Source organism: Streptomyces millisiae, assembly GCF_031845425.1.
GTDB classification, from domain to species: Bacteria; Actinomycetota; Actinomycetes; order Streptomycetales; family Streptomycetaceae; genus Streptomyces; species Streptomyces millisiae.
This window is the reverse complement of sequence record NZ_JAVREM010000004.1, coordinates 85,283-107,980: the sequence shown is the minus strand read 5'-3', so window position 1 is coordinate 107,980 and position 22,698 is coordinate 85,283. Positions and strand designations below refer to the sequence as shown.

Below are 22,698 nucleotides of genomic sequence, written 5' to 3'. Positions count from 1 at the left end.
ATGTCCGCACCACCCGACCTGTCACGTCTTGCCGACTGGTGCCGCGAGCCCGGGCGGCTCGACGACCACCTCACCGACCTGCGGCGCCTCGTCGAGCAGGAGTCCCCGAGCGAGGACAAGGCGCTCCTCGACGCCGCCGCCGACCTGATCACCGAACTGCTCGACGAGCGGCTCGGCCGGCCCGACCGCCTCGTCCGCCACCGCGAGCCCGAACTCGGCGACGTGCTGGAGGCCGAGTACGCGGGCGACCCGGGCGCCGGACTGGTGACGGTCGTCGGCCACTACGACACGGTCTGGCCGGCCGGCACGGCGGCCGACTGGCCGTTCACCGTGGTCGACGGGCGGGCCTCGGGCCCCGGCGTGTTCGACATGAAGGCCGGCGTGGTGCAGGGCATCTGGGCGTTGCGGGCACTGCGGGAGCTGCGCGGGCTCGGACTGCCGTGCCCCACCGTGCGTTTCGTGTTCAACGGCGACGAGGAGACCGGCAGCGTCGTCTCCCGGCCGTACATCGAGCGCGCGACGGACGGGGCCCTGGCCACGCTGGTGCTCGAGCCGGGCGGCGAGTGGGGCATCAAGGTCGGGCGCAAGGGCGTCGGCATCTTCAACCTCACCACCACCGGGGTCGAGGCACACGCCGGCCTCGACCCGACGAAGGGCGCGAGCGCGGTCCACGGCATGGCCGAGGTGATCCAACACCTGGTCGCGGCGGCCGACCTGGACCGGGGCACGACGGTCAACGTCGGCCGGATCAGCGGCGGCACGGCGCGCAACGTGATCGCCGGCCGGGCGGACTGCCTGGTGGACGTGCGGGTGGGCAGCGCGGAGGAGAGCGCGCGGATCGACGGCGTGCTGGCCGGGCTCGGCGCGTCCGACCCCCGGGTCACCGTCACCGTGGACGGCGGCTGGAACCGCCCCCCGATGCTGCCGGGCCCGGCCGGCCGCCGGATCTTCGCGCTGGCCGACGAGGTCGCCACCGCCATCCGCGAGCCGCTGGCCGAACTGTTCGTCGGCGGCGGCAGCGACGCCAACTTCGTCGCGGCGCTCGGCCGGCCCGTCCTGTGCGGCATGGGCGCCACGGGCGACGGCGCGCACGCCCGCCACGAACACGTCCTGGTCGCCGACATCCCCGACCGCACGGCCCTGACGGCCGGCACGCTGCTGAGGCTGGCCGCAGGCTCGCTGGCCACGACGGCCTGACAGCCGCGCAGGCCCGGCGCGGGGCGCCGCGCCGGGCGATGCCCGGCGTGGCCGCGTCGCCCTCGCCGGGCGGGCTCGGCCGCGAGCGTCTGGCGGGGACGGGCACCGGTGACGCCGGGTGGGCTGAGCACCACCCGTGCCCAGCCGCGGGGCTCGGCGCGGAGCGTGGGGGGTGTGGATCGACCGGTCGAAGGGCGAGCACGACGCCTCCCGCCGCGGAGCGTCGGTTGGTGGCTGGCATGAGGTGCCCTTCGGCCCTGCCGGCCACCGGGCTCGCGGGCCGTCGCCGCCCCGACGCGGTGCGCCGGGTGGGCTCGGTCGCGAGCACGGGGGGAGGGGTGTCGGCCTAATGGCGCGGTGCGTCGGTTGGCGATGGGGCGTGAGGTACCTTCCGGCCCTGCCGGCCACCGGCTCGCCGGTCGCCGACGCGCGGCGCGCGCGTCGTGGCTCGTTCGCCGGCCCGATGGGTTCCGGATGCGCACCCACCAGGCCTCGGCCCGGCCGGGCGCGGGACCTTCGAGGCGCTCAGGCCGCCAGGCCGAGCCCGTAGCATCCAGGCATGGGTCTGGGGAGTGCGGGTGGCGGCGGGCAGTGGTTCCCGCCCGAGTGGCCGGAGCGGATCCGGGCGTTGGCGCGCGGCGAGTTGACGCCCGTCGTGCCGCGGGTGGCGGCGACCGTGCTGCTGTTGCGCGACGGCGTGGACGGCGTGGACGGCGCGGACGGCGCGGCCGGGCTCGAGGTGTTCCTGCTGCGCCGGCGGCTGTCGATGGCGTTCGCGGGCGGCGCCTACGCCTTCCCCGGCGGCGCCATGGAGCCGGGCGACGAGTCCGTGCGGTACACGGCGGTCCGCGAGCTGTTCGAGGAGACGGGCGTGCTGCTCGCCGCGCCGGCCGCCGAGCCCGGCCGGCTCGTCGGTGCGGCGGTCACCGAGGCGGTCGCCGCGGCGGCGCCGCCGCCGTTCGGCGAGCTGCTGGCGCGGCGCGGCCTGGTGGCGCGCGGCGACCTGCTGGGGGCGTGGGCGCGCTGGATCACGCCGGAGTTCGAGGCGCGCCGCTACGACACCTGGTTCTTCCTCGCCGCGCTCCCGCCCGGCCAGCGCGCCCGCAACGCCTCGACCGAGGCGGACCACACCGGCTGGCTGTCGCCGGCCGAGGCGATAGCCCGTTACGAGCGGCGCGAGCTGCTGATGATGCCGCCCACCGTGGCCACCCTGCGGCGCCTGCTGCCGCACCGGACCGTCGCCGCCGCGCTCGCCGCGGCGGCCGCCGCCGGCGGCGAGCCGGAGCCGGTGCTGGCGCGCGCCAGCCTGGTCGGCGACGAGGTGGTGTTGAGCTGGCCCGGGTATGAGGAGTTCGAGAAGCGGCTGCCCAGGGAACCGGAGGCGGGCGGCGAGGAGAGTGGGGAGCGCACGACATGACCGACGCGTCCGCACTGCCGGGCCGGCCGGCCGACGCGGTGCTCGACGGGCCCACCACCGAGCGGTCCGTCTGCCTGCTGGCGCCCAACCCGTCGCCCATGACGCTGGAGGGCACCAACACCTGGATCCTGGCCGAGCCGGGCTCCGCCGAGGCCGTGGTGGTCGACCCGGGCCCGGCCGACGAGACGCACCTGCGGCGCGTCGCCGACACGGTGGCCGCGGCCGGTCGGCGGGTGGCGATGACGCTGCTGACGCACGGCCACGCGGACCACACCGGGGGCGCGCCCAGGTTCGCCCAGCTGACCGGCAGCCCGGTGCGGGCGCTCGACCCGCGGCTGCGGCTCGGCGACGAGGGGCTGGCCGGCGGCGACGTGATCCGGGTGGCCGGCCTGGAGATCGAGGTGGTCGGCACCCCCGGGCACACCGCCGACTCGCTCTCGTTCCACATCCCGGCCGACGGGGCGCTGCTCACCGGGGACACGGTGCTCGGCCGCGGCACCACGATCATCGCCCACCCGGACGGCAGGCTCGGCGAGTACCTGGACTCGCTGCGCCGGCTGCGCGAGTTCAGCGAGCGCGAGGGGCTCGGGACCGTGCTGCCGGGGCACGGCCCGGTGCTGCGCGACCCGGTCGGGGTGATCGACTACTACCTGGTGCACCGCGCCAAGCGGCTCGCCGAGGTGGAGACGGCCTACGAGGCCGGCCACCGCACCGCGGCCGAGATCGTGGCGCACGTCTACGCGGACGTGGACCGCTCGGTGTGGCCGGCGGCCGAGCTGTCCGTGCTCGCGCAGCTGGAGTACCTGCGCGAGCACGGCCTCGTCGTCTGACCCCCCGGAGGGGGCGAGGTGGCGGTCTACCGCGAGCGGCGCGCCAGCCGCTCGATGTCCAGCAGGATCACGGCGCGCGCCTCGAGACGCAGCCAGCCACGGGCCGCGAAGTCGGCCAGCGCCTTGTTCACCGTCTCGCGGGAGGCGCCCACCAGCTGGGCCAGCTCCTCCTGGGTGAGGTCGTGCACCACGTGGATGCCCTCCTCCGACTGCACGCCGAAGCGGCGCGACAGGTCGAGGAGCGCGCGCGCCACCCGCCCTGGCACGTCGGAGAAGACCAGGTCGGACATCTGGTCGTTGGTCCTGCGCAGCCGGCGGGCCACGGCCCGCAGCAGCGCGGCCGCGACCTCGGGGCGGGCGCTCAGCCAGGGCTGGAGGTCGCTGTGGCCGAGGCCGAGCAGCCGGACCTCGGTGACGGCGGTGGCGGTGGCGGTGCGCGGGCCCGGGTCGAACAGGGAGAGCTCGCCGATCAGCTCACCGGGGCCCAGCACGGCCAGCATGTTCTCCCGGCCGTCGGGTGAGGTGCGGTGCAGCTTGACCTTGCCGTCGGTGACCACGTAGAGGCGGTCACCCGGGTCCCCCTCGTGGAAGAGGGTGTCGCCGCGGGCGAGCGTCACCTCGGTCATGGAAGCGCGCAGCTCAGCGGCCTGCTCGTCATCGAGCGCCGCGAAGAGCGGGGCGCGCCGCAGAACGTCGTCCACGAGTGCCTCTCCTTATCGGCCGGGGTGCGCCGGGCGGTGGGGCGCGGTCACGCCCCTCATCATGCCGGACGCTCCGGCAGTGCTATCAGTCACAAGTCTGACCTACCGGAACCCTCGCTCCTACGCCAGGGGCCCGTTCGGGCCGCGATTCCGTGGAGGCCCGGGCGAATGTCGGTGCCGCCGTTTACGCTGGCCGGGTGGCCAACGGCCGGGAGATCGCCCGGTCGTGGCGGAGAGACGAGGCCGTGGGGAACCACGGCGGGGAACCACGAGGAGGAGCCGGGCGGGTGAACGCGAGCCAGGATTCCGCTGTTGGCGAACGCACTGCTCCGCGCGGGCGAGCCGGTGCCGCCCGTTCGGTGGGTGCCGGGCGGCCGGAGAGCCGGGTCGCCATGGTGCGCAGAGCCAGAAAGATCAACCGGGTGCTGGCGGACGTCTTCTCCTACGCCCATCCCGAGCTCGACTTCGAGAACCCGTACCAGCTGCTGGTCGCCACCGTCCTCTCGGCCCAGACCACCGACCTCCGGGTCAACCAGACGACACCCCGGCTCTTCGCCGCCTACCCGACCCCCGAGGACCTGGCGGCGGCCGATCCGGCGGTGGTCGAGGAGATCATCAGGCCCACCGGCTTCTTCCGCGCCAAGACCAAGTCGCTGATCGGCCTCTCCGCCGCCCTGCGGGACGAGTTCGGCGGCGAGGTGCCGGGGCGCCTCGAGGACCTGGTGCGGCTGCCCGGCGTCGGCCGCAAGACGGCCCACGTCGTCCTGGGGAACGCGTTCGGCAAGCCCGGCATCACCGTCGACACCCACTTCCAGCGCCTGGTCCGCCGCTGGCGGTGGACGGAGGAGTCGGAGCCGGAGAAGATCGAGGCCGCGGTCGCCGAGATCTTCCCCAAGAAGGAGTGGACGATGCTGTCGCACCGGGTCATATTCCACGGGCGCCGCATCTGCCACAGCCGTAAGCCCGCCTGTGGCGCCTGCCCCGTCGCGCATCTGTGCCCCTCGTACGGCGAGGGCGAGACGGACCCGGAGAAGGCGAGGAAGCTCCTCAAGTACGAGCTGGGCGGCCAGCCGGGCCAGCGGCTCAAGCCCCCGGCCGACTACCCGGGCAAGCCGGCACCGGCCGCGGGTCCCTGAGCCGCGGGGCTCCCCACCGGCCGGGCCCCCGCCCGGCCCGCCACCGCAGGACCGACCCCGAGGAAGCCCATGACCAGTGCGCACCACGTCGACATCCACCGGGTCGGTCCCGACGCGCTGCCCGAGTGGCTGCGGCCCCTGGCGCGCGCCGCCCACACCATCACCCCCCGGCAGCTCAGCCGCTTCCTCCCGCCGCCCGAGGGCGGCCGGCAGTCGGCGGTGCTCGTGCTGTTCGGCGAGGGGCCGAGCGGCCCCGAGCTGCTGCTGCTCCAGCGGGCCACCAGCCTGCGGGCGCACGCCGGCCAGTCCTCGTTCCCCGGCGGCGCGCTCGACCCGGGCGACGGCGACCCGGAGGGCGAGGGCCCGCTGCGGGCCGCGCTGCGCGAGGCAGCCGAGGAGACCGGCCTCGACCCGGCCGGGGTGCGGATCTTCGCCACCCTGCCCCGGCTCTACATCCCGGTCAGCGGCTTCGTCGTCTCGCCGGTGCTCGGCTGGTGGCACGAGCCGACCCCGGTGGCGCCCGTGGACCCGGCCGAGACGGCCCGCGTCTTCACCGTGCCGCTCGCCGAGCTCGCCGCCGCCGCCAGCCGCGGCACCGCCCTGCACCCCAGCGGCTACCGCGGCCCGTGCTTCCTCGTCGCCGACACCCTGGTCTGGGGCTTCACGGCCGGCCTCATCGACCGGATCCTCTACTACGCGGGGTGGGAGGAGCCGTGGGACCACCGGCGGGAGATCCCACTCGACCACGGCGCGTGAGACGGTATCCGTCATGAACGTCCTCGACGTGCTGCTGGTGTTGGCCGGGATCTGGTTCGCCGTCATCGGTTACCGGCAGGGATTCGTGATCGGAGTCCTCTCCGTCACGGGCTTCGTCGGCGGTGGCTTAGCCGCCGTCTACGGGCTGCCCCTGGTGTGGCGCGAGATGAACGACGGCGGCCAGCCGGCCGACGCGGCCGTGATCGCGGCCGTCGTCATCGTGCTCCTCGCCGCCTCCATCGGCCAGGCCCTCACCACCCACTGGGGCAACCGGCTGCGCGGCCGCATCACGTGGCGCCCGGCCCGCGCGCTCGACGCCACCGGCGGCGCCCTGGTCAACGTCCTGGCCATGCTGCTCGTCGCCTGGCTGATAGGTTCCGCGCTCGCCATGACCACGCTGCCCACGGTGGGCCGCGAGGTGCGCGACTCCCGGGTGCTCGGCGCCCTCTCCGGCGCCCTGCCCGAGCGGGCCGACACCTGGTTCACGGACTTCGGCTCCGTCCTCGCCCAACAGGGCTTCCCCCAGGTCTTCGCGCCCTTCGACGACGAGGTCATCACGGCCGTCCCGCCACCCGACCCGGCGCTGGCCACCAGCCCCGTCGTCGAGCAGGCGAAACGGTCCATCGTCAAGGTCGAGGGCACCGCCACCGGTTGCGGCAAGGTCCTGGAGGGCACCGGCTTCGTCTTCGCGGCGGAGCGCGTGATGACCAACGCGCACGTCGTCGGCGGCGTCACCGAGCCCACCGTGCAGATCGGCGGCGAGGGCGAGCTGTTCGACGCCGAGGTCGTGCTCTACGACTGGCAGCGCGACATCGCCGTGCTCGACGTGCCGGGGCTCGACGCGCCGCCGCTCCAGTTCGCCCAGGACGACGCCGTCACCGGCGACGACGCGATCGTCGCCGGCTTCCCCGAGAGCGGCCCGTTCGACGTGCGCCCGGCCCGCGTCCGCGAGCGCTTCGACGCCAACGGCCCCGACATCTACCGCCGCGGCACCGTCGACCGCGACATCTACTCCCTCTTCTCCACCGTCCGCCCCGGCAACTCGGGCGGCCCGCTGCTCACCCCGGACGGCCGCGTGTTCGGCGTGATCTTCGCCAAGTCACTGGACGACGCCGACACCGGATACGCCCTCACCAACGACGAGTTGGCCGAGCTGATCGCCCTGGGCCGCGCCACCGAGGGGCGGGTCGACACCCAGGGCTGCGCGCTGTAGCCCGAGGGAGCGGGGCGGACGCCGGTCAGCTTCGGGGGTGCCGCAGCCGGACCCCGACCCACCGGGCGCGCCGGCGCAGGATGTCCGGGAAACCGATCCGCGGATCCGGCAGCGAGCCGCCCCGGGTCCGCCGCGCGGCGCTGAGCCGCGCCCGCGTTGCGGCGCCAGCGCCGCGTCGATCACGTGCCACGTCACGGTAGTCGTGCCAGCCCATACCCGCTCCCTGCCCGCTTCCAAGGTCAGTAACCTCCCGGATGCGAAGTCGGTCGGCGTATGCGGCCGGCCTGTGCGGATGGCCTGTGCGGCCGGCACATGCGGGACGGCTGACGCGGCCGATCGGTCGCGGCGGAGCGACCTAGGGCCTGTCTTTTGGATCTTCGTGGATCAGCGAGCGGCGGATGGCGCCCGGCTGGCAAGGCGCCGGATCGCAGCTCGTACTTGGCCGTACTCGCGCGATTCGGCAACGCAGCCAGGCGGGATGCCAGCCGTCGCGAGCCCGCGAAGATCCGGAAGACAGGCCCTAGCGACGACGGTCCGGTTCCGGGTCGCGTAGCCAGTCGATCAGCTCGGCGCTGAACGCCACCGCGTCCTCCTCGTGCGGGTAGTGCCCGAGCCCGTCGAAGAGCCGCCAGCGGTAGGGCGCCTCCACGTACTCGCCGGAGCCCGCCACGCTCCTGGTGCGCATCACCGGGTCGAGCGAGCCGTGCAGGTGCAGCGTCGGCACCAGCACCGGCCGCTTCATCCGCCGGTTGAACTGGATGCCGTCCGGGCGGGCGATCGACCGCACCATCCAGCGGTAGGGCTCTATGGCGCAGTGCGCCGTCGACGGGATCGCCATCGCCTGCCGGTAGACCTCCACGGCCTCCGGCTCCGGCTGGCGCGGCCCCGACCACTCGCGCAGCAGCCTGCCCACCGCCTCCGCGTCGTCCGCCACCAGCTGCCGCTCCGGCAGCCAGGGCCGCTGGAAGCCCCAGACGTAGGAACTCGCCGCCGTCTGCCGCGGATCCCTCAGCAGCGCGGAACGCCAGCTGCGCGGATGCGGCATCGAGGACACCACCAGGCGGCGCACCAGCTTGGGCCGCATCACCGCCGCCGTCCACGCCAGGTAGCCGCCGAGGTCGTGCCCGACGAGCGCCGCGTCCGGCTCGCCGAGCGAGCGGATCACCCCGGTGACGTCGAGCGCCAGGTTGGCCGGGTCGTAGCCGCGCGGCGTCCGGTCGCTGCCGCCCACCCCGCGCAGGTCCATCGCCACCGCCCGGTAGCCGGCGTCGGCCAGCGCCGTGAGCTGGTGCCGCCAGGCCCACCAGAACTGCGGGAAGCCGTGCAGCAGCAGCACCAGCGGGCCGTCGCCGAGCTCGGCGATGTGGAAGCGGGCGCCGTTGGCGGCGACATGACGGTGCGTCCACGGCCCGTCCCGCAGGACGACCGCGGACCGCATCCCCGACTGGTCAGGAGCGGTCATGTGGACGAGCCTGCCTCGTCGGCGGGGACGCCACGCGGCCGGGGCCTGACGCTCGACAGTACGGAAGCCGACGCCTTGGCGGAGCGGATCGAACGCTCGGGCGGCGCGATCCGGCCGAACCTGCTCTTGGCGAGCAGGAAGAGCAGCAGCGCGAGCAGCACGTAGAAGCCGCCCACGATGGTGCAGGAGAGGGCGAGCGAGATCCCCCACCAGTTGTGGATCCAGAAGGCCAGCGCGAAGCTGAACAGCGGCACCGCGAAGACCGTCAGCACGGCTCCCACCATGCCGGCCACGCTGCCGAGCAGCGCCCGCCTGACGTCCTGCCGCAACTCGGCCTTGGCCAGCGCGATCTCGTCGTGCACCAGGCCGGACAGCTCGGCGGTGGCCGAAGCGACCAGCTCTCCCAGGCTGCGGCCCTCGTCGGCTGCGGTCATCGCGTTCTCTCCCTCTCTTCTCTCCAGGACGCGTCGCGCCCGGAGGTGGTTGCTGCGCGTGCACGACGGTAGTGGGATGTTCGCCCGGGGGAGCGATGCCGCAAATGGTATAGGGGCGCCCGGCGGACACCGGACGCCCCTCAACCCGTCGAACGGGTAACGCTCAGTCCTCGCTGGCCGCGGACGGCAGCTTGGCCTGGATCAGGTCCATCACCGTGGAGTCGGTCAGCGTGGTCACGTCACCCAGCTCGCGGTTCTCCGCCACGTCCCGCAGCAGCCGGCGCATGATCTTGCCCGACCGGGTCTTGGGCAGCTCGTCGACCGGCAGGATCTTCTTGGGCTTGGCGATCGGCCCCAGCTCCTTGGCGACGTGCGCCCGCAGCTCGTCCACCAGGCCCGGGGCCTCCTCGGCGCCGCCGCGCAGGATCACGAACGCGACGATGGCCTGGGTGGTCTGCGGGTCGGTGGCGCCCACCACGGCCGCCTCCGCGATCCGCGGGTGCGAGACGAGCGCCGACTCCACCTCGGTGGTCGAGATGTTGTGGCCCGACACCAGCATCACGTCGTCCACCCGGCCCAGCAGCCAGATGTCGCCGTCCGCGTCCTTCTTGGCGCCGTCGCCCGCGAAGTACCTGCCGGGGAAGCGGGACCAGTAGGTGTCGAGGTAGCGCTGGTCGTCGCCCCAGATGGTGCGCAGCATGGACGGCCAGGGCTCGGTCAGCGTCAGGTAGCCGCCCGAGCCGTTGGCCACCTCGTTGCCGTCGTCGTCGACCACGGTGGCGCTGATGCCGGGCAGCGGCACCTGCGCGGAGCCCGGCTTGGCGTGGGTGACGCCGGGCAGCGGGCTGATCATGATGCCGCCGGTCTCCGTCTGCCACCAGGTGTCGACGACCGGGACGCGGTCGCCGCCGATGTGCTTGCGGTACCAGATCCACGCCTCGGGGTTGATCGGCTCGCCGACCGAGCCGAGCAGGCGCAGGCTGCTGAGGTCGAAGCCGGCGGGCACGTCGTCGCCCCACTTCATGCAGGTGCGGATCGCGGTCGGCGCGGTGTAGAGGAGGGTCACGCCGTACTTCTGGACGATCTCCCACCAGCGGCCGTTGTGCGGGGTGTTGGGGGTGCCCTCGTAGACCACCTCGGTGGCGCCGTTGGCCAGCGGGCCGTACACGATGTAGGAGTGGCCGGTGACCCAGCCGACGTCGGCGGTGCACCAGTAGACGTCGGACTCGGGCTTCAGGTCGAAGACGGCGTGGTGGGTGTAGGCCACCTGGGTGAGGTAGCCGCCCGAGGTGTGCAGGATGCCCTTCGGCTTCCCGGTGGTGCCCGAGGTGTAGAGGATGAACAGCGGGTGCTCGGCGTCGAACGCCTGGGGGGTGTGCTCCTCCGGCTGACGGTCCACCAGCTCGTGCCACCACACGTCCCGGCCCTCGCGCCACGCCACGTCCTGGCCGGTGCGGCGCACCACCAGCACGCTGCGCACCGCCTCCGTGCCGGGGCGGGTCAGCGCCTCGTCCACCGCGGGCTTCAGCGCCGAGGGCGCGCCGCGCCGCCAGCCGCCGTCCGAGGTGATGACGATCCGGGCGTCGGCGTCCACGATCCGGGTGGCCAGCGCGTCGGCGGAGAACCCGCCGAACACCAGCGAGTGCGGGGCGCCGATCCGGGCGCAGGCCAGCATCGCGATGATCGCCTCGGGGATCATCGGCAGGTAGATGGCGACCCGGTCGCCGGCCTCGACGCCCAGCTCGGTGAGCGCGTGCGCGGCCTTGGAGACCTCGCGCTGGAGCTCGGCGTAGGTGATGGCGCGCGAGTCGCCCGGCTCGCCCTCGAAGTGGATGGCGACCCGGTCCCCGTGGCCGGCCTCGACGTGCCGGTCGACGCAGTTGTACGCCACGTTGAGCCGGCCGTCGGCGAACCACTTGGCGAAGGGCGGGTTGGACCAGTCAAGCGTCTGGGTGGGCTCCTGCTCCCAGCTGAGCCGGCGCGCCTGCTCGGCCCAGAACGCGAGCCGGTCGGCGGCGGCCGCCTCGTAGGCGTCGGCGGTGACGTTGGCGCCGGCGGCCAACTCGGCGGGGGGAGCGAACCGCCGCTCCTCCGTCATGAGATTGGCCAGGCTCTCTTTACTCACGACATCTCCCTCGGCGTGCTGGTGTGTCCCAGGGCACACCCCATCAGTCCGGATGGGCTTTGACAAGGGCAACCGGACGAGTGGTGTAGACCTGTCGCGGTGGAGTGCGACGAACGGCACCGAGGCGCGGTGAGCGGCCCGCGGGCGCGCGCCGAACGGCACCCGCGGGCCGCGCCGGGTCAGCCGGGCAGCGGCTCCGCGCACGCGTCGGGCCGCCGCTCGTCGGGCCGCACCGCCGCGAACACCGGCGCCGGGCCCGCGGCCACGCCCCGGTTCAACACGTACGCCTGGGCCTCCCCGACGTGGAAGTACATGCCGCGCAGATCGAGCTCGCCCTCCGCCATCCGCCGCGCCACGCACGGGTGCAGCGCGAGGTGGTCGAGCTGCTGCAGCACGTTGGTCAGGCACAGGGCCTCCAGCGCGTCGGCCGGCGGCCGCGCGTCGAGCCGGGGGGCCGTGCCGTTGGCCTGGGCGAGCCGGGCGAGGCTGGGCCGGCCGTGCCGCAGCCAGCGGTCGAGGGAGCTGGCCGCGCCCTGATCCGCCGCCTCCGACTCGATCAGACCGTCCGGGCTGAGCGACTCCAGCGCGTGCATCGCCCCGCAGCCCGAGTGCCCGCACACCGTGATGGAGCGCACCCGCAGCACGTCGACGGCGTACTCGATGGCCGCCGCCACCGAGTGGTCGGCCGACTCGGCGCCGGGCGGCGGCACCAGGTTGCCCACGTTGCGCACGGTGAACAGGTCGCCCGGGCCGCTCGACGTGATCATGCTGGTGACCAGGCGGGAGTCGGCGCAGGTGATGAACAGCTCGCCGGGCCGCTGCCCCTCGTCCGCGAGCCTGGCCAGCTCGCGGCGCACCAGCGGCGCCGTGGTGCGCTGGAAGTTCCGCACGCCGACGAGCAGTTGGTCGGGGTGGTGGTCGCCGACGCGCAGCGGCCCCGGGCTGCCGGCGACCGGCGGCGGCGCCGCCGTGCACTGGTGGTTGCGCCAGGGGAGCCAGGGCCGGCACTGGTGGGGCGTGGACAGGTCGTCCAGGAGCCGCCTCCCCGACCTGCCGGTGATCTCCACCGGACCGCCCTGCGCGGCGTGTGCCGTCCGCCAGTCGTGCAGCGTCTCGTAGGCCGCGTGGTCCATGAACGTGCCGTCCAACTCGACGGTGGCGGGCTCGTTTTCGGGCACCAGCGCCAGCGCCCGGCTCAGCCGCGGCACCGCGAGGAACGTCAACTGCCCGTGCACCCTGATGTGGTGCGAGCCGTCGGCCAGCCGCTCGTGGCCGATCCTGGTGTGGGTCAGCCGGTGCAGCGCCACCGCGACGGCCACCGCGATGCCGATGCCCACACCCTCCAGCACGCCGAGGAAGGTGACCGCGGCCGCCGTGACCGCGTACACCAGCACCTCGCGGTGCCGGGTGACGCTGCGGATGTGCGTGATCTTGACCATCTGCACGCCGACCACCGCCACCAGGGCGGCGAGCGCGGCCAGCGGGATCTGCTCCAGCAACCCGACGAGCAGCCCGGTGGCCAACAGCACCCAGCAGCCGTGCAGGACGGTGGACCAGCGGCTGACGGCGCCGGCCGCCACGTTGGCCGCGCTGCGCACCGCGACGCCGCTGATCGGCAGCCCGCCGAGCAGCCCGGACACCACGTTGCCCGTGCCCTGGCCCCGCAGCTCCCGGTCCAGGTCGGCCCGGCGCACCGGGGGCCCGCCGGCCCGCTGCCTGGCCGTCGCCAGCTTGTCCACGGCCACCGCGGACAGCAGCGACTCGACGCTCGCCACCAGGGTGATGGTGAGCACGGCCGCCGCGATACCGAGCACCGGCCCCTCCGGCATGCCGGAGAGCGAGTGGCTGCTCCAGCTCGGCAGGTCGGCGCGGGGCAGCCGCAGGTCGAGCGCCCAGGCGAGCAGGGTGGCCAGGGCCATCGCGGCGAGCGCGGCCGGCACCGCGCCGCGCACCGCACCGCCGATCCGGCCCGGCAGCCGGGGCCAGCCGAGCAGCACCGCCACCGTGAGGCCGCCGACGACCGCCGCCGTGAGGTGTGGATCCGTCAACTGGCCCGGCAGGTCGCGCAGGTTGTCGAGCGCGGAGGTCTCCGGGCTGCCGCCGAGGACGACATGGAGCTGGGCGAGGGCCATGGTGATGCCGATGCCGGCGAGCATGCCGTGCACGATGGCGGGGCTGACCATCAGGGCGGCGCGGGCCACCCGCAGTGCGGAGAGCGCCAGTTGGGTGAGGCCGGCGAGCACGGTGATGGCGCAGGTGGCGCGCCAGCCGTACTCCTGGATGAGCTCGGCGGTGACCACGGTGAGGCCGGCGGTCGGGCCGCTCACCTGGAGCGGGGCGCCACCGAGGGCGCCGGCGAGGATGCCGCCGACCGCGGCGGCGACGAGGCCCGCCTGGAGCGGGGCCCCGGTGGCGAGGGCGATGCCGAGCGAGAGCGGCAGCGCGATCAGGAACACGGAGATCGACGCGGATACGTCGGGTCGGCGAGGGGCGCAGGCGGACATGTTCCGTCTCCGTCCAGGAGGTGCTGGCGAGGGTGGTCGACGTTGGCTTCGAGGGCTTCGAGGGCTTTCGGAAGAGAACCGACCGTGAAGGTATGGCCAGGCTCAAGCGTCAGTAAATGAAGGGTAATGGCACGTAAAGGCGTCGACTACTCGGGGAAAGCCCCCGCCCGGAAATTACTCCTTACGAGCTAAATAATCATTCAATCCGCTTGTCGTATTAACATCTCACTTCCACATCTCTTATGAAGTTGGGACTGGCGTACCGATGAGGTGTGGGAGGACCCATGGTGGTCTTGCGTGGAATGCGAGCGGCTCGGTGGTCGGCGGCCGCCGCGCTGCTGCTCGGGGTGGCCGGCTGCGGCACCTTCGGCGACGAGCCGGACGGCGGCGGGGAGAAGGAGCCGAAGAAGCGGGGCGAGGCCTCGCCCGACCATCCGGGGCCCCCGTCCCGCGAGTCCCTTGAGCAGGCCGGGAAGCTGATCGGCGACGGCTCGACCGCCGACACCGGGCCACAGCCCAACCAGCCGAAGGCCACCCGGCTCCGACCCGGCGAGGAGCCACCGCAGTTCGTCGTCTTCTCCTGGGACGGCGCGGGCGAGGACGGCAACCGGCTGTTCTCCCACTTCCGCGAGGTGGCCAAGGAAAACGACGCGAGCATGACCTATTTCCTCTCCGGCCTCTATCTGCTTCCCGAGAGCGAGCGGCAGCGTTACCGGCCGCCCGGGCACGCGCCCGGCGCCTCCGACATCGGTTACCTCAGCGACGAGAACATCCGGGCCACCATCGAACAACTACGCGCCGCCTGGCTGGACGGCAGCGAGATCGGCACCCATTTCAACGGCCACTTCTGCGGCCCCGGCGGCGTGGGCGACTGGTCGGTCGAGCAGTGGGTGAGCGAGATCACGCAGGCGAAGTGGATGGTCGAGAACTGGCGCACCACCACCGGGTTCAACGACCTGGAACCGCTGCCCTTCGACTACGAGAAGGAGTTGGTCGGCGGCCGCGCGCCCTGCCTGGAAGGGCAGCGGAACCTGCTGAAGGCCGCCGCCGAGACGGGACTGCGCTACGACTCGAGCGGCAGCGGCCGGCAGGTCTGGCCGGAGCGGAGCGCCGAGGGCGTCTGGGACATCCCGCTCCAGGAAGTTCCGATGCCCGGACGCGAGTTCGAGACCCTCTCGATGGACTACAACTACATGTACAACCAGTCGGGCGAGGGCAGCGGCGACCCCGCCATGCACCCGGTGTGGGAGGAGCAGATGCGCGACGGGCTGCTCGCCGCGTTCGACCGCGCCTACCACGGCAACCGGGCGCCGCTCATCATCGGCAACCACTTCGAGGACTGGAACGACGGCATCTACATGCGCGCCGTCGAGGACGTCATCGAGGAGGTGTGCCCGAAGGATAGCGTGCGGTGCGTCTCCTTCCGGCAGCTCGTCGACTGGCTCGACGCCCAGGACCCGGCCGTGCTCGAACTGCTGCGGACCCTGGACGTCGGAGTCAGCCCGCCCGGCGGCTGGCAGGCGTTCCTCGGCGGGATCAGGCCCGCCGCCTTCGGGTTCAGCGCCCCGCCCGGGCGGGCTCAGGCCAGCTGAGGGCTGGGCAGCCGCGCCTCGCTGAGCGTGAAGCCGGGGTCGACCTGCGCGGCCAGGTCGGCCCCGGTCCGCTCGTTCCCCCAACTCGCCGCGTTCCTCAGGTGGAAGTGCACCATCTGCTGCGTGTAACGCTCCCAGTCGCGGCGGGCGTAGGCCGCGTCGGCCGCCTCGAACAGCACGTCCAGGGCCCGGGCGTTCTCCGACTCCAGCTCGCCGAACGGCCGCCCGCTGCCACGCTCCAGCGCCCGCACCCAGTCCGACTGGCCGAAGGCGACCAGCAGGTCGTCCCCCACCTCGGCGCGCAGGAAGTCCAGGTCCTCCGGGCCCTGCACCTTGTTGCCGACCACGCGCAGCGCGACCCCGAAGTCCCGCGCGTAGTCCCGGTACTGGCGGTAGACCGAGACGCCCTTGCGGGTCGGCTCGGCCACCAGGAAGGTCATGTCGAAGCGCGTGAACATGCCGGAGGCGAACGAGTCGCTGCCGGCCGTCATGTCGACCACCATGAACTCGCCGCGCCCGTCCACCAGGTGGTTGAGCACCAGCTCGACGGCGCCGGTCTTGGAGTGGTAGCAGGCGACGCCCAGGTCGTCCTCCGTGAAGGGCCCGGTGACCAGCAGCCGCGCGACGCCGTCGTCCAACGGGACGGCGCGGGCGCAGGCGTCGAAGATCGGGTTGTCCTCGCCGAGCCGCAGCAGCCGCGAACCCTCGCCCGGCGGCGTGGTCTTGATCATCGTCTCGGCCGAGAGGATCCGCGGGTTGGCGCCGCGCAGGTAGTCCTTGATCAGCCCGAGCCGCTCGCCCATGGGGGGCAGCGCGGCGGCCTGCTCCTCCGTCAGCCCGAGCGCCACGCCCAGGTGCTGGTTGATGTCGGCGTCCACCGCGGTCACCGGGACCCGGCGGGCCGCGAGGCGCCGGATGAACAGCGAGGACAGCGTCGTCTTCCCGCTGCCGCCCTTGCCTACGAAAGCGATCTTCATGTTCATTAGCGTAGCCCGGGGTGGGAGAGCCCAAGGCCATTCGAGGGACGGGGCCACTCGAACGTGTGGGTCGTGCCGGGAGGTTCACCGCGATCGGGCCCCGCCTAGGCTTCGGGGCATGAACGCCGACGCAGACCCGACCCCCCGCCGTTCGACCGTCCCGGACCCCGCGGGCGATCCGCTGGCGCCGCTGGCCGAGCTCCCCGGGGTGGCGGACGCCGTCGAGTCGGTGCGCGCCGCCGTGGACGGCGTCTACCGGCACCGCGTGATGCGCCGCCGCAGCCCGGAGATCGCGGCCGAGGCGGCGCTGCGCGGCGCCCGCGCCTCGGCGGCGCTGGCCGGCGCCGACTGGGCGCTCGAAGAGGTGCGCCGCCGCAGCGACTTCGGCGCGGACCCACAGGCGCGGGCGGTGGGCGCCGCGCTGCGACTCACCGCGGAGGCCGGGCAGTCGCTCGGGATCTGGCCGGTCTCGCCGCTGCGGGTGCTCGCGCGGCTGCACCTGGTGGCCGCCGGCGGCGGCTCGGCGGCCGAGGAGGCCGTGGGCCGGCCCAGGCTGCCCGGCGAGGCGGTCGCGGACGACGAGTGGGGCGACGGCGCCCCGGCGCCGGACGCCGGCGAGGTGGCGGCCCGACTCGACGCGTTGGGCCGCGTCGTGCTCGGCGGCACCTCGGCGCCGGCGCTGGTGACGGCCGCCGTGGTGCACGGCGAGTTGGCCGCGCTGCGCCCGTTCGTCACGCACAACGGTGAGGTCGCGCGGGCGGCGGAGCGGATCGTGCTGGTCGGGGGCGGGCTCGACCCGAAGTCCGTGGCGCCGGCCGAGGTCGGGCACGCCGAGCTGGGGCGGCCGGCCTACCTCGCCGCGCTCGCCGGCTACGCGTCGGGGACCAGGGACGGGGTGGCGGGGTGGATCGTCCACTGTGGCAGGGCGATCGAGCTCGGGGCGCGGGAATCGGTCGCCGTGTGCGAGGCGTTGCAGCGCGGCGCCGCCTGAGCGGGGGAGGGGTGAGCAGGGCGAGAAGGGGGCGAAAGGTAAAATCTCGCGCCTCCCGTTTCCCTTTTGACCCCATCGGAGTACAAAGGACTCAACGGCCCATGGACCGGGACACATGAACACCGGGGACCCACGCGTAGCCGACCCGCCAACCGGGCCACGAGATTGTGTGCACGCACTGATACCCCGATGGGCATGTCGGCGGCGGCGCTCCATACGGAGCGCCGCTGCTTCGCGTGCGGCGGTGCTCGTGCCAGTGGCGCTGGCGCTGGCGCTCAGGCGCGGCGCGCGGCCGTCCTGCGGCGGCTGGCGTACCAGACGATGCCCGCGGCGCAGGCCGCGGCGGCCACCGCCGCGCCCGCCGCGAGCGCCGGCCTGGGCGGCAGCCCCGGCAGCCGCTGCTTGAGCCGCACCGGGCGCTCGAAGGCGAGAACCGGCCATTCGCGGGCGGCCGCCTCACGGCGGAGCGCCCGGTCCGGGTTGACGGCGTGCGGGTGGCCGACCGTCTCCAGCATCGGGACGTCGGTGATCGAGTCGCTGTAGGCGTAGCAGCGGGTCAGGTCGTACCCCTCGGAGGCGGCGAGCTCGATGATGGCCTCCGCCTTGGTCGGGCCGTAGGCGTAGTAGTCGATCTCGCCGGTGTAGCGGCCGTCGGCCACCGCCATCCTGGTGGCCACCACCCGGTCCGCGCCCAGCAGTTCGCCGATCGGCTCGACCAGGTCGGCGGCCGAGGAGCTGACGATCACCACGTCCCGCCCCGCGGCGTGGTGGCGCTCGATCAGCGAGGCGGCCTCGTCGTAGATGATCGGGTCGATCACCTGGTGCAGCGTCTCGGCGACGATCTCCCCGACCTGGCGCACGCTCCAACCACGGCACAGCGCCGACATGTACTCCCGCATCCGCTCCATCTGGTCGTGGTCGGCGCCGCCGAGCAGGTAGACGAACTGGGCGTAGGCGGTGCGCAGCACGGCGCGGCGGTTGATCAGCCCGCCCTGGTAGAAGTGCCGGCTGAAGGTGAAGGTGCTCGACTTGGCGATGACCGTCTTGTCCAGGTCGAAGAAGGCGGCGGTGCGTGGCGGGGGCAGGGTTTCCACGCTCCGAGCATACGGCCCGCCATTCGGCGTACCCTGGGGCGCGTGGGTTTGCCTGAGAGGGCTCTCGGGTACACCATGGAAGTCACGGATCGTTCGCGACCGTGCTAACCCGGTCCGACTCCTCCCCCCCGAGTCGGCCGAGGAAGACGACCCCCGCTCTCCCCCCCGGCGGGGGTCGTCGCATGTCCGGGGGCCTTTCCCCACCCGGGCCGGCCGTGGCGCCGGCCCTTCCGCGTTCCTGAACAGACCGTGGCCGCGGCGTGCGTTCCGCGGCATCCCTCACCCTGAGTAGCTGAATCGGGTGAACGAGTTATCCACAGCGGCCGGGTCGTCCACAGATTTCGGCCGAGATCCCCACGCGCCCCGGATCGGACGCACCGTGGTGTGGCGCCGCGGCGCTCGGTCACCGACCGGGTGCCGGGCGTGACCGCGGGGGCCGACGCCCCCGAGGGACACCACGGCGAACGGGGACGGGCCATGGCCGAATCCATTCTGATTCTCACCGAGGACGAGGAACTCCTCGACGACCTGCTGCGGCTGTGCGCGGCGGCCGGGGCGGAGGCCGAGGTGGCGCCCGGGGCGCCACCGCCGGCCGGGCGCTGGGAGCGGGCACCACTGGTGCTGGTCGGCGACGACCGGGCCGCGGCGCGGCCGGGCGCCGACCGCTGGCCCGGCCGCCGCCCCGGGGTGCTGCTGGTCGGCCGGGACCTCGACGACCACACGATCTGGGCCCGCGGCGTGGCGCTCGGCGCCGAGCAGGTGCTGCACCTGCCGTCCGACGAGAGCTGGCTCGCCGACCGCATCGCGGACGCGGTGGAGCCGGCCGGGCCGCCGGCCCTCACCGTCGGCGTGCTGGGCGGGCGCGGCGGCGCCGGGGCCTCGTCGCTGGCCTGCGCGCTCGCCGTGACGGCGGCGCGGCAGGGCCGGCGCACCACCCTGGTCGACGGGGACCCGCTGGGCGGCGGCCTCGACCTGCTGTTCGGCGGCGAGGGCGCGTCGGGGCCGCGCTGGCCCGCCTTCGTCTCGGCGCGCGGCCGGCTGTCCGGCACGGCGCTCGACGAGTCGCTGCCGCGGCCACACGGGCTCAGCCTGCTCAGCTGGGACCGCTCGGACGTCGCCCGGCTGCCGTCCGAGGCGATGCGCTCGGTGCTCACCGCCGCCAGGCGCGGCGGCGGCGTGGTCGTCATCGACCTGCCGCGCACGGTGGACGAGTCGGTCGCCGAGGCACTGACCAGCCTCGACCTGGGGCTGCTCGTGGTGCCTGGCGAGCTGCGCGCGGCGGCCGCGGCGCGGCGGGTGGTGGCCACGGCCGGGGCGCTGGTGCGGGACCTGCGGGTGGTGGCGCGGGCCTCCGCCGCCGGGCTGCCGGGCGCCGAGCTGGCCAGGCTGCTCGGGCTTCCGCTGGCCGGCGAGCTGCCCGACGAGCCGGGGCTGCGGGCGGCCGCCGAGTCCGGTGAGCCGCCGGGGGCCGACGCCAAGGGCGTACTGGCCAGGTTCTCCGCGGCGTTGCTCGACCGCGCCCTGCCCAGCGCCGAGGCCGTCGCATGAGCGCGCCGACCGTGCCGGGACCGGTGCCGGCCGCCGAGCTGCCCGAGGTGCCAGGTCTTGCCGGGCTGCTGGAGGAGGTGCGGCTGCGGCTCGCCGCCGAGGGCGCCGAGCCGACGCCCGGCCGGGTGGCGGCGGCGCTCCGCGCCCAGGGCCGGCTGCTCGGCGACAGCGCCGTGCTGTCGATCGTCGGCGCGCTCCGCTCCGAGCTGGTGGGCGCGGGACCGCTCCAGCCGCTGCTGGCCGCGCCCGGCACCACGGACGTCCTGGTCAACGGGCCCGACGAGGTCTGGGTCGACCGCGGCCAGGGCCTGGAGCGGGCACCGGTCAGGTTCCCGGACGCGGCCGCCATCCGCCGGCTCGCGCAGCGGCTCGCCGCCGCGGCCGGCCGCCGCCTCGATGACGCCAGGCCCTGGGCCGACGTGCGGCTGCCCGACGGCACCCGGATGCACGCGGTGCTGCCGCCGGTGGTCGTCGGCTCGCCCTGCCTCTCGCTGCGGGTGGTGCGCCCCCGCGCCTTCTCGCTCGCCGAGCTCACCGCGGCCGGCACCGTCCCGCCCGGCGGCGAGCGGCTGCTGCGAGCCGTCCTGGCCGCCCGGCTCTCCTTCCTGATCAGCGGCGGCACCGGCTCGGGCAAGAGCACCCTGCTGTCCACGCTGCTCGGCCTCGTCGACCCGGCGGAGCGGATCGTGCTCGTCGAGGACTCGGCCGAGCTGCGGCCCAGCCACCGGCACGTGGTCAGGCTGGAGACCAGGCCGGCCAACCAGGAGGGCGTGGGTCGCGTCGCGCTGCGGGACCTGGTGCGCCAGGCGCTGCGGATGCGCCCCGACCGGCTGGTGGTCGGCGAGTGCCGGGGCGCCGAGGTCACCGACCTGCTGGCCGCTCTCAACACGGGCCACGAGGGCGGCTGCGGCACCCTGCACGCCAACGCGGCGGCCGACGTGCCGGCCAGGCTTGAGGCGCTCGGCAGCACGGCCGGGCTGTCCAGGGCCGCGCTGCACAGCCAGCTGGCGGCCGCGCTGTGCGCCGTGATCCACCTCGGCAGGGACCGTGCCACGGGACAGCGGAGGATCGCCGAGATCCACGTGTTCGAGCGGGACGGCGGCGGCCTCGTGCACACGGTGCGGGCGGCCGGCTGGAGCCCCGATGGCTTCCGGCCGGGGCCCGGCTGGGGTCGGCTCGCCGAGCTGTGCGCCGGGCGAGGGGAGTCGGCGTCGTGAGCGCGCAGCTGGTGGGGTTCGCGGCGGCGCTGTTCGCCGGTGCCGGGGCGTGGCTGCTGGTCGACGTCCCCGGGCGGCGACCCGGCGCCCGCCTGGCGGCCGTCGGCGGCCCGCGTCCCGCGCGGCGCCGGACACCCTGGCCGGCGCTCCGGCGGGCGCGCTGGTCGCCGCCCAGGCTGGCTGAGCCGGCCGAGCGGCGGGTGGTGCTGTGGTGCCTGGCCGGCGGGCTGCTGTTCGGCCTCTGGGGGAGCTCCTGGCTGCCGCCCGTGGCGTCCGTGCCGCTCGCGCCGCTGGCCGTGCGCTGGTGGCGCGGGGTGGCGGAGCGCCGCGAGGCGGACCTGCGGCGGGCCGCCGTCATCGCCTTCTGCGCCTCGCTCGCCGGCGAGCTGCGCGCCGGCCGGCAGCCGGCCCGCGCCGTGCTCGCCGCCGGCCTGGCCGGGCTCGGCGAGCCGGGGGCCGCGGTGCTCGCGGCCGCCCGGTACGGCGGGGACGTGCCGGCGGCGCTGTGCGCCGCCGCGGCCCAGCCGGGCGCCGGCGGGCTGCGGGGAGTGGCCGCCTGCTGGGAGGTGGCGGTGGACGGCGGGGCCTCGCTGGCCACCGGCCTGGAGCGGGTGGCCGCCGCGCTGCGCGCCGAGCGCGACCAGGAGGACGAGCTGCGCGCGCAGCTGGCCGGGCCGCGCGCCAGCGCCCTGGTGCTGGCCGGGCTGCCGCTGTTCGGGCTGCTGTTCGGCTCGGCGATGGGCGTCGCACCGCTGGAGGTGCTGCTCGGCTCGTCCCTGGGCCTCGGCCTGCTGCTCGCCGGAGTGGTGCTGGAGTGGGGCGGGGTGGTCTGGTGCCGCCTCCTGACCCGCGCGGCCGAGCGAGGCCGGGCGTGAGCGCCCTGGCGGCGGCCGCCCCACCCGTGCTGCTGCTCGCGTCGGTGCTCGCGGCGGCCCTGGCGTTCCGCGGCGCGCCGCTCAGGACCCCACGAGGCGGGCTCGAAGGACCGGCCGCCGGCGCGCCGCCCCGGCCCGCCAGGGGAGGAGTCAGGCCGCCCTGGCGGCGCCGCCAGCGCCCCCTGGAGGATCCGGAACTCCCGCTCGCGGCGGAGCTGTTGGTGGCCTGTCTGGCGGCCGGGGCGGCGCCGGGCGAGGCGGCGAGGGCGGTGGGGGCCGCGCTGGACGGCCCGGTCGGCCGGGCCCTGCTGCGGGCGGCGGCCGAGCTGCGCCTCGGCGGCGACCCGGCGGCCGTCTGGGGCAGGTTCGGCCGGCTGCCGGGCGCGGCCGGGCTGGCCAGGCGGCTCGAACTGGCCGGCACGAGCGGTGCCCCGGTGGTCGCCGCGGTGACGGCCGAGGCGGCCGAGAGCCGGGCCCGTCGCCGCCGGTCGGGGCAGGCGCGGGCGCGCCGGGCCGCGGTGTGGGCCACCGCCCCGCTCGGCCTCTGCTTCCTGCCGAGCTTCCTGCTCATCGGGGTCGCGCCCGTGGTGCTCGGCCTGACCGAGCCGCTGCGGTGACCGCCGGCGCCC

At 74.8% G+C, this 22,698-nt stretch carries 20 protein-coding genes; 12 read left to right on the top strand and 8 right to left on the bottom strand.

Features of this window, described 5'->3' with window-relative positions:
- The 3 genes from RNC47_RS06335 (at position 1) to RNC47_RS06325 (ending at position 3,444) form a co-directional block, all read left to right on the top strand.
- A complete protein-coding gene (locus RNC47_RS06335; protein WP_311596292.1) occupies positions 1-1,197 on the top strand; it encodes a M20 family metallopeptidase in 1,197 nt (398 codons plus the stop codon).
- A 559-nt stretch (positions 1,198-1,756) separates the two neighbouring features.
- Positions 1,757-2,614: an NUDIX hydrolase gene (locus RNC47_RS06330; RefSeq protein WP_311596290.1), complete on the top strand. Its 858-nt coding sequence runs from the start codon at positions 1,757-1,759 to the stop codon at positions 2,612-2,614.
- Positions 2,611-3,444, top strand: a complete 834-nt coding sequence (locus RNC47_RS06325; RefSeq protein WP_311596288.1) for an MBL fold metallo-hydrolase — start codon at positions 2,611-2,613, stop codon at positions 3,442-3,444. Before RNC47_RS06330 ends, RNC47_RS06325 begins: the two co-directional genes overlap by 4 nt.
- Before the next feature lie 26 nt (positions 3,445-3,470).
- Here the strand turns inward: RNC47_RS06325 and RNC47_RS06320 are convergent, their stop codons facing one another.
- Positions 3,471-4,145, bottom strand: coding sequence for a Crp/Fnr family transcriptional regulator (locus RNC47_RS06320; RefSeq protein WP_132933688.1), 675 nt, complete (start codon positions 4,143-4,145; stop codon positions 3,471-3,473).
- 287 nt (positions 4,146-4,432) lie between these two features.
- On the opposite strand from RNC47_RS06320, the gene nth reads away from it, so the two are divergent.
- From nth to RNC47_RS06305, 3 genes are all read left to right on the top strand, one after another.
- The gene (gene nth / locus RNC47_RS06315; RefSeq protein WP_311596284.1) at positions 4,433-5,281 is read left to right on the top strand and encodes an endonuclease III; all 849 of its coding nucleotides are present in this window, start codon (positions 4,433-4,435) and stop codon (positions 5,279-5,281) included.
- Between the two features lie 69 nt (positions 5,282-5,350).
- Positions 5,351-6,037: an NUDIX hydrolase gene (locus RNC47_RS06310; protein WP_311596282.1), complete on the top strand. Its 687-nt coding sequence runs from the start codon at positions 5,351-5,353 to the stop codon at positions 6,035-6,037.
- Positions 6,038-6,050: 13 nt separating this feature from the next.
- On the top strand, positions 6,051-7,250 hold the full coding sequence (locus RNC47_RS06305; protein ID WP_311596281.1) for a MarP family serine protease: 1,200 nt from the start codon (positions 6,051-6,053) through the stop codon (positions 7,248-7,250).
- 25 nt (positions 7,251-7,275) lie between these two features.
- On the opposite strand, the gene RNC47_RS06300 is transcribed toward RNC47_RS06305, so the two are convergent.
- The 5 genes from RNC47_RS06300 to RNC47_RS06280 all read right to left on the bottom strand — a co-directional run bounded on the left by RNC47_RS06300 (position 7,276) and on the right by RNC47_RS06280 (position 13,775).
- Complete coding sequence (locus tag RNC47_RS06300; RefSeq protein ID WP_311596279.1) at positions 7,276-7,464, bottom strand: hypothetical protein; 189 nt, start codon at positions 7,462-7,464, stop codon at positions 7,276-7,278.
- 306 nt (positions 7,465-7,770) lie between these two features.
- Complete coding sequence (locus RNC47_RS06295) at positions 7,771-8,712, bottom strand: alpha/beta fold hydrolase (RefSeq protein WP_311596277.1); 942 nt, start codon at positions 8,710-8,712, stop codon at positions 7,771-7,773.
- Positions 8,709-9,146: a phage holin family protein gene (locus RNC47_RS06290; protein WP_311596275.1), complete on the bottom strand. Its 438-nt coding sequence runs from the start codon at positions 9,144-9,146 to the stop codon at positions 8,709-8,711. Before RNC47_RS06290 ends, RNC47_RS06295 begins: the two co-directional genes overlap by 4 nt.
- Positions 9,147-9,309: 163 nt before the next feature.
- Entirely contained in the window at positions 9,310-11,271 is a 1,962-nt protein-coding gene (gene acs / locus RNC47_RS06285; RefSeq protein ID WP_311596273.1) for an acetate--CoA ligase, read from the bottom strand.
- Between the two features lie 179 nt (positions 11,272-11,450).
- Entirely contained in the window at positions 11,451-13,775 is a 2,325-nt protein-coding gene (locus tag RNC47_RS06280; RefSeq protein WP_311596271.1) for a bifunctional SulP family inorganic anion transporter/carbonic anhydrase, read from the bottom strand.
- Between the two features lie 302 nt (positions 13,776-14,077).
- Here RNC47_RS06280 and RNC47_RS06275 point away from each other — a divergent pair, with 302 nt between their 5' ends.
- On the top strand, positions 14,078-15,367 hold the full coding sequence (locus RNC47_RS06275) for a polysaccharide deacetylase family protein (RefSeq protein WP_311596270.1): 1,290 nt from the start codon (positions 14,078-14,080) through the stop codon (positions 15,365-15,367).
- Here RNC47_RS06275 and RNC47_RS06270 read toward each other — a convergent pair.
- A complete protein-coding gene (locus RNC47_RS06270) occupies positions 15,355-16,344 on the bottom strand; it encodes an ATP-binding protein (protein ID WP_311596268.1) in 990 nt (329 codons plus the stop codon). The two genes, RNC47_RS06275 and RNC47_RS06270, sit on opposite strands and share 13 nt — an antisense overlap.
- Before the next feature lie 118 nt (positions 16,345-16,462).
- Between RNC47_RS06270 and RNC47_RS06265 the strand changes: the two genes are divergently transcribed.
- The gene (locus RNC47_RS06265) at positions 16,463-17,335 is read left to right on the top strand and encodes a Fic family protein (protein WP_311596267.1); all 873 of its coding nucleotides are present in this window, start codon (positions 16,463-16,465) and stop codon (positions 17,333-17,335) included.
- Between the two features lie 275 nt (positions 17,336-17,610).
- Here RNC47_RS06265 and RNC47_RS06260 read toward each other — a convergent pair whose 3' ends face one another.
- Entirely contained in the window at positions 17,611-18,429 is an 819-nt protein-coding gene (locus RNC47_RS06260) for an HAD family hydrolase (protein WP_311596265.1), read from the bottom strand.
- 477 nt (positions 18,430-18,906) lie between these two features.
- On the opposite strand from RNC47_RS06260, the gene ssd reads away from it, so the two are divergent.
- From ssd to RNC47_RS06240, 4 genes are read left to right on the top strand one after another with little or no spacing between them, the layout of a single operon-like run.
- A complete protein-coding gene (gene ssd, locus RNC47_RS06255) occupies positions 18,907-19,977 on the top strand; it encodes a septum site-determining protein Ssd (RefSeq protein WP_311596262.1) in 1,071 nt (356 codons plus the stop codon).
- Positions 19,974-21,194 (top strand): TadA family conjugal transfer-associated ATPase, encoded by a 1,221-nt coding sequence (locus RNC47_RS06250; RefSeq protein ID WP_311596260.1) that lies wholly within the window; start codon positions 19,974-19,976, stop codon positions 21,192-21,194. The genes ssd and RNC47_RS06250 overlap by 4 nt, the downstream gene beginning before the upstream one ends.
- A complete protein-coding gene (locus RNC47_RS06245) occupies positions 21,191-22,069 on the top strand; it encodes a type II secretion system F family protein (protein ID WP_311596258.1) in 879 nt (292 codons plus the stop codon). Before RNC47_RS06250 ends, RNC47_RS06245 begins: the two co-directional genes overlap by 4 nt.
- Positions 22,066-22,686 carry a type II secretion system F family protein gene (locus tag RNC47_RS06240; RefSeq protein ID WP_311596255.1) on the top strand — a complete coding sequence of 207 codons (621 nt, stop codon included), beginning with the start codon at positions 22,066-22,068 and terminating at the stop codon, positions 22,684-22,686. Before RNC47_RS06245 ends, RNC47_RS06240 begins: the two co-directional genes overlap by 4 nt.
- Positions 22,687-22,698: the final 12 nt, after the last annotated feature.

Excerpts from the sequence above, each read along its gene's own strand:
- RNC47_RS06335 (WP_311596292.1), top strand. The coding sequence starts at position 1 with ATGTCCGCACCACCCGACCTGTCACGTCTTGCCGACTGGTGCCGCGAG.
- RNC47_RS06330 (WP_311596290.1), top strand. The coding sequence starts at position 1,757 with ATGGGTCTGGGGAGTGCGGGTGGCGGCGGGCAGTGGTTCCCGCCCGAG.
- RNC47_RS06325 (WP_311596288.1), top strand. The coding sequence starts at position 2,611 with ATGACCGACGCGTCCGCACTGCCGGGCCGGCCGGCCGACGCGGTGCTC.
- RNC47_RS06310 (WP_311596282.1), top strand. The coding sequence starts at position 5,351 with ATGACCAGTGCGCACCACGTCGACATCCACCGGGTCGGTCCCGACGCG.
- RNC47_RS06305 (WP_311596281.1), top strand. The coding sequence starts at position 6,051 with ATGAACGTCCTCGACGTGCTGCTGGTGTTGGCCGGGATCTGGTTCGCC.
- RNC47_RS06300 (WP_311596279.1), bottom strand. The coding sequence starts at position 7,464 with ATGGGCTGGCACGACTACCGTGACGTGGCACGTGATCGACGCGGCGCT.
- RNC47_RS06295 (WP_311596277.1), bottom strand. The coding sequence starts at position 8,712 with ATGACCGCTCCTGACCAGTCGGGGATGCGGTCCGCGGTCGTCCTGCGG.
- RNC47_RS06290 (WP_311596275.1), bottom strand. The coding sequence starts at position 9,146 with ATGACCGCAGCCGACGAGGGCCGCAGCCTGGGAGAGCTGGTCGCTTCG.
- RNC47_RS06280 (WP_311596271.1), bottom strand. The coding sequence starts at position 13,775 with ATGTCCGCCTGCGCCCCTCGCCGACCCGACGTATCCGCGTCGATCTCC.
- RNC47_RS06275 (WP_311596270.1), top strand. The coding sequence starts at position 14,078 with ATGCGAGCGGCTCGGTGGTCGGCGGCCGCCGCGCTGCTGCTCGGGGTG.
- RNC47_RS06270 (WP_311596268.1), bottom strand. The coding sequence starts at position 16,344 with ATGAAGATCGCTTTCGTAGGCAAGGGCGGCAGCGGGAAGACGACGCTG.
- RNC47_RS06265 (WP_311596267.1), top strand. The coding sequence starts at position 16,463 with ATGAACGCCGACGCAGACCCGACCCCCCGCCGTTCGACCGTCCCGGAC.
- ssd (WP_311596262.1), top strand. The coding sequence starts at position 18,907 with ATGGCCGAATCCATTCTGATTCTCACCGAGGACGAGGAACTCCTCGAC.
- RNC47_RS06250 (WP_311596260.1), top strand. The coding sequence starts at position 19,974 with ATGAGCGCGCCGACCGTGCCGGGACCGGTGCCGGCCGCCGAGCTGCCC.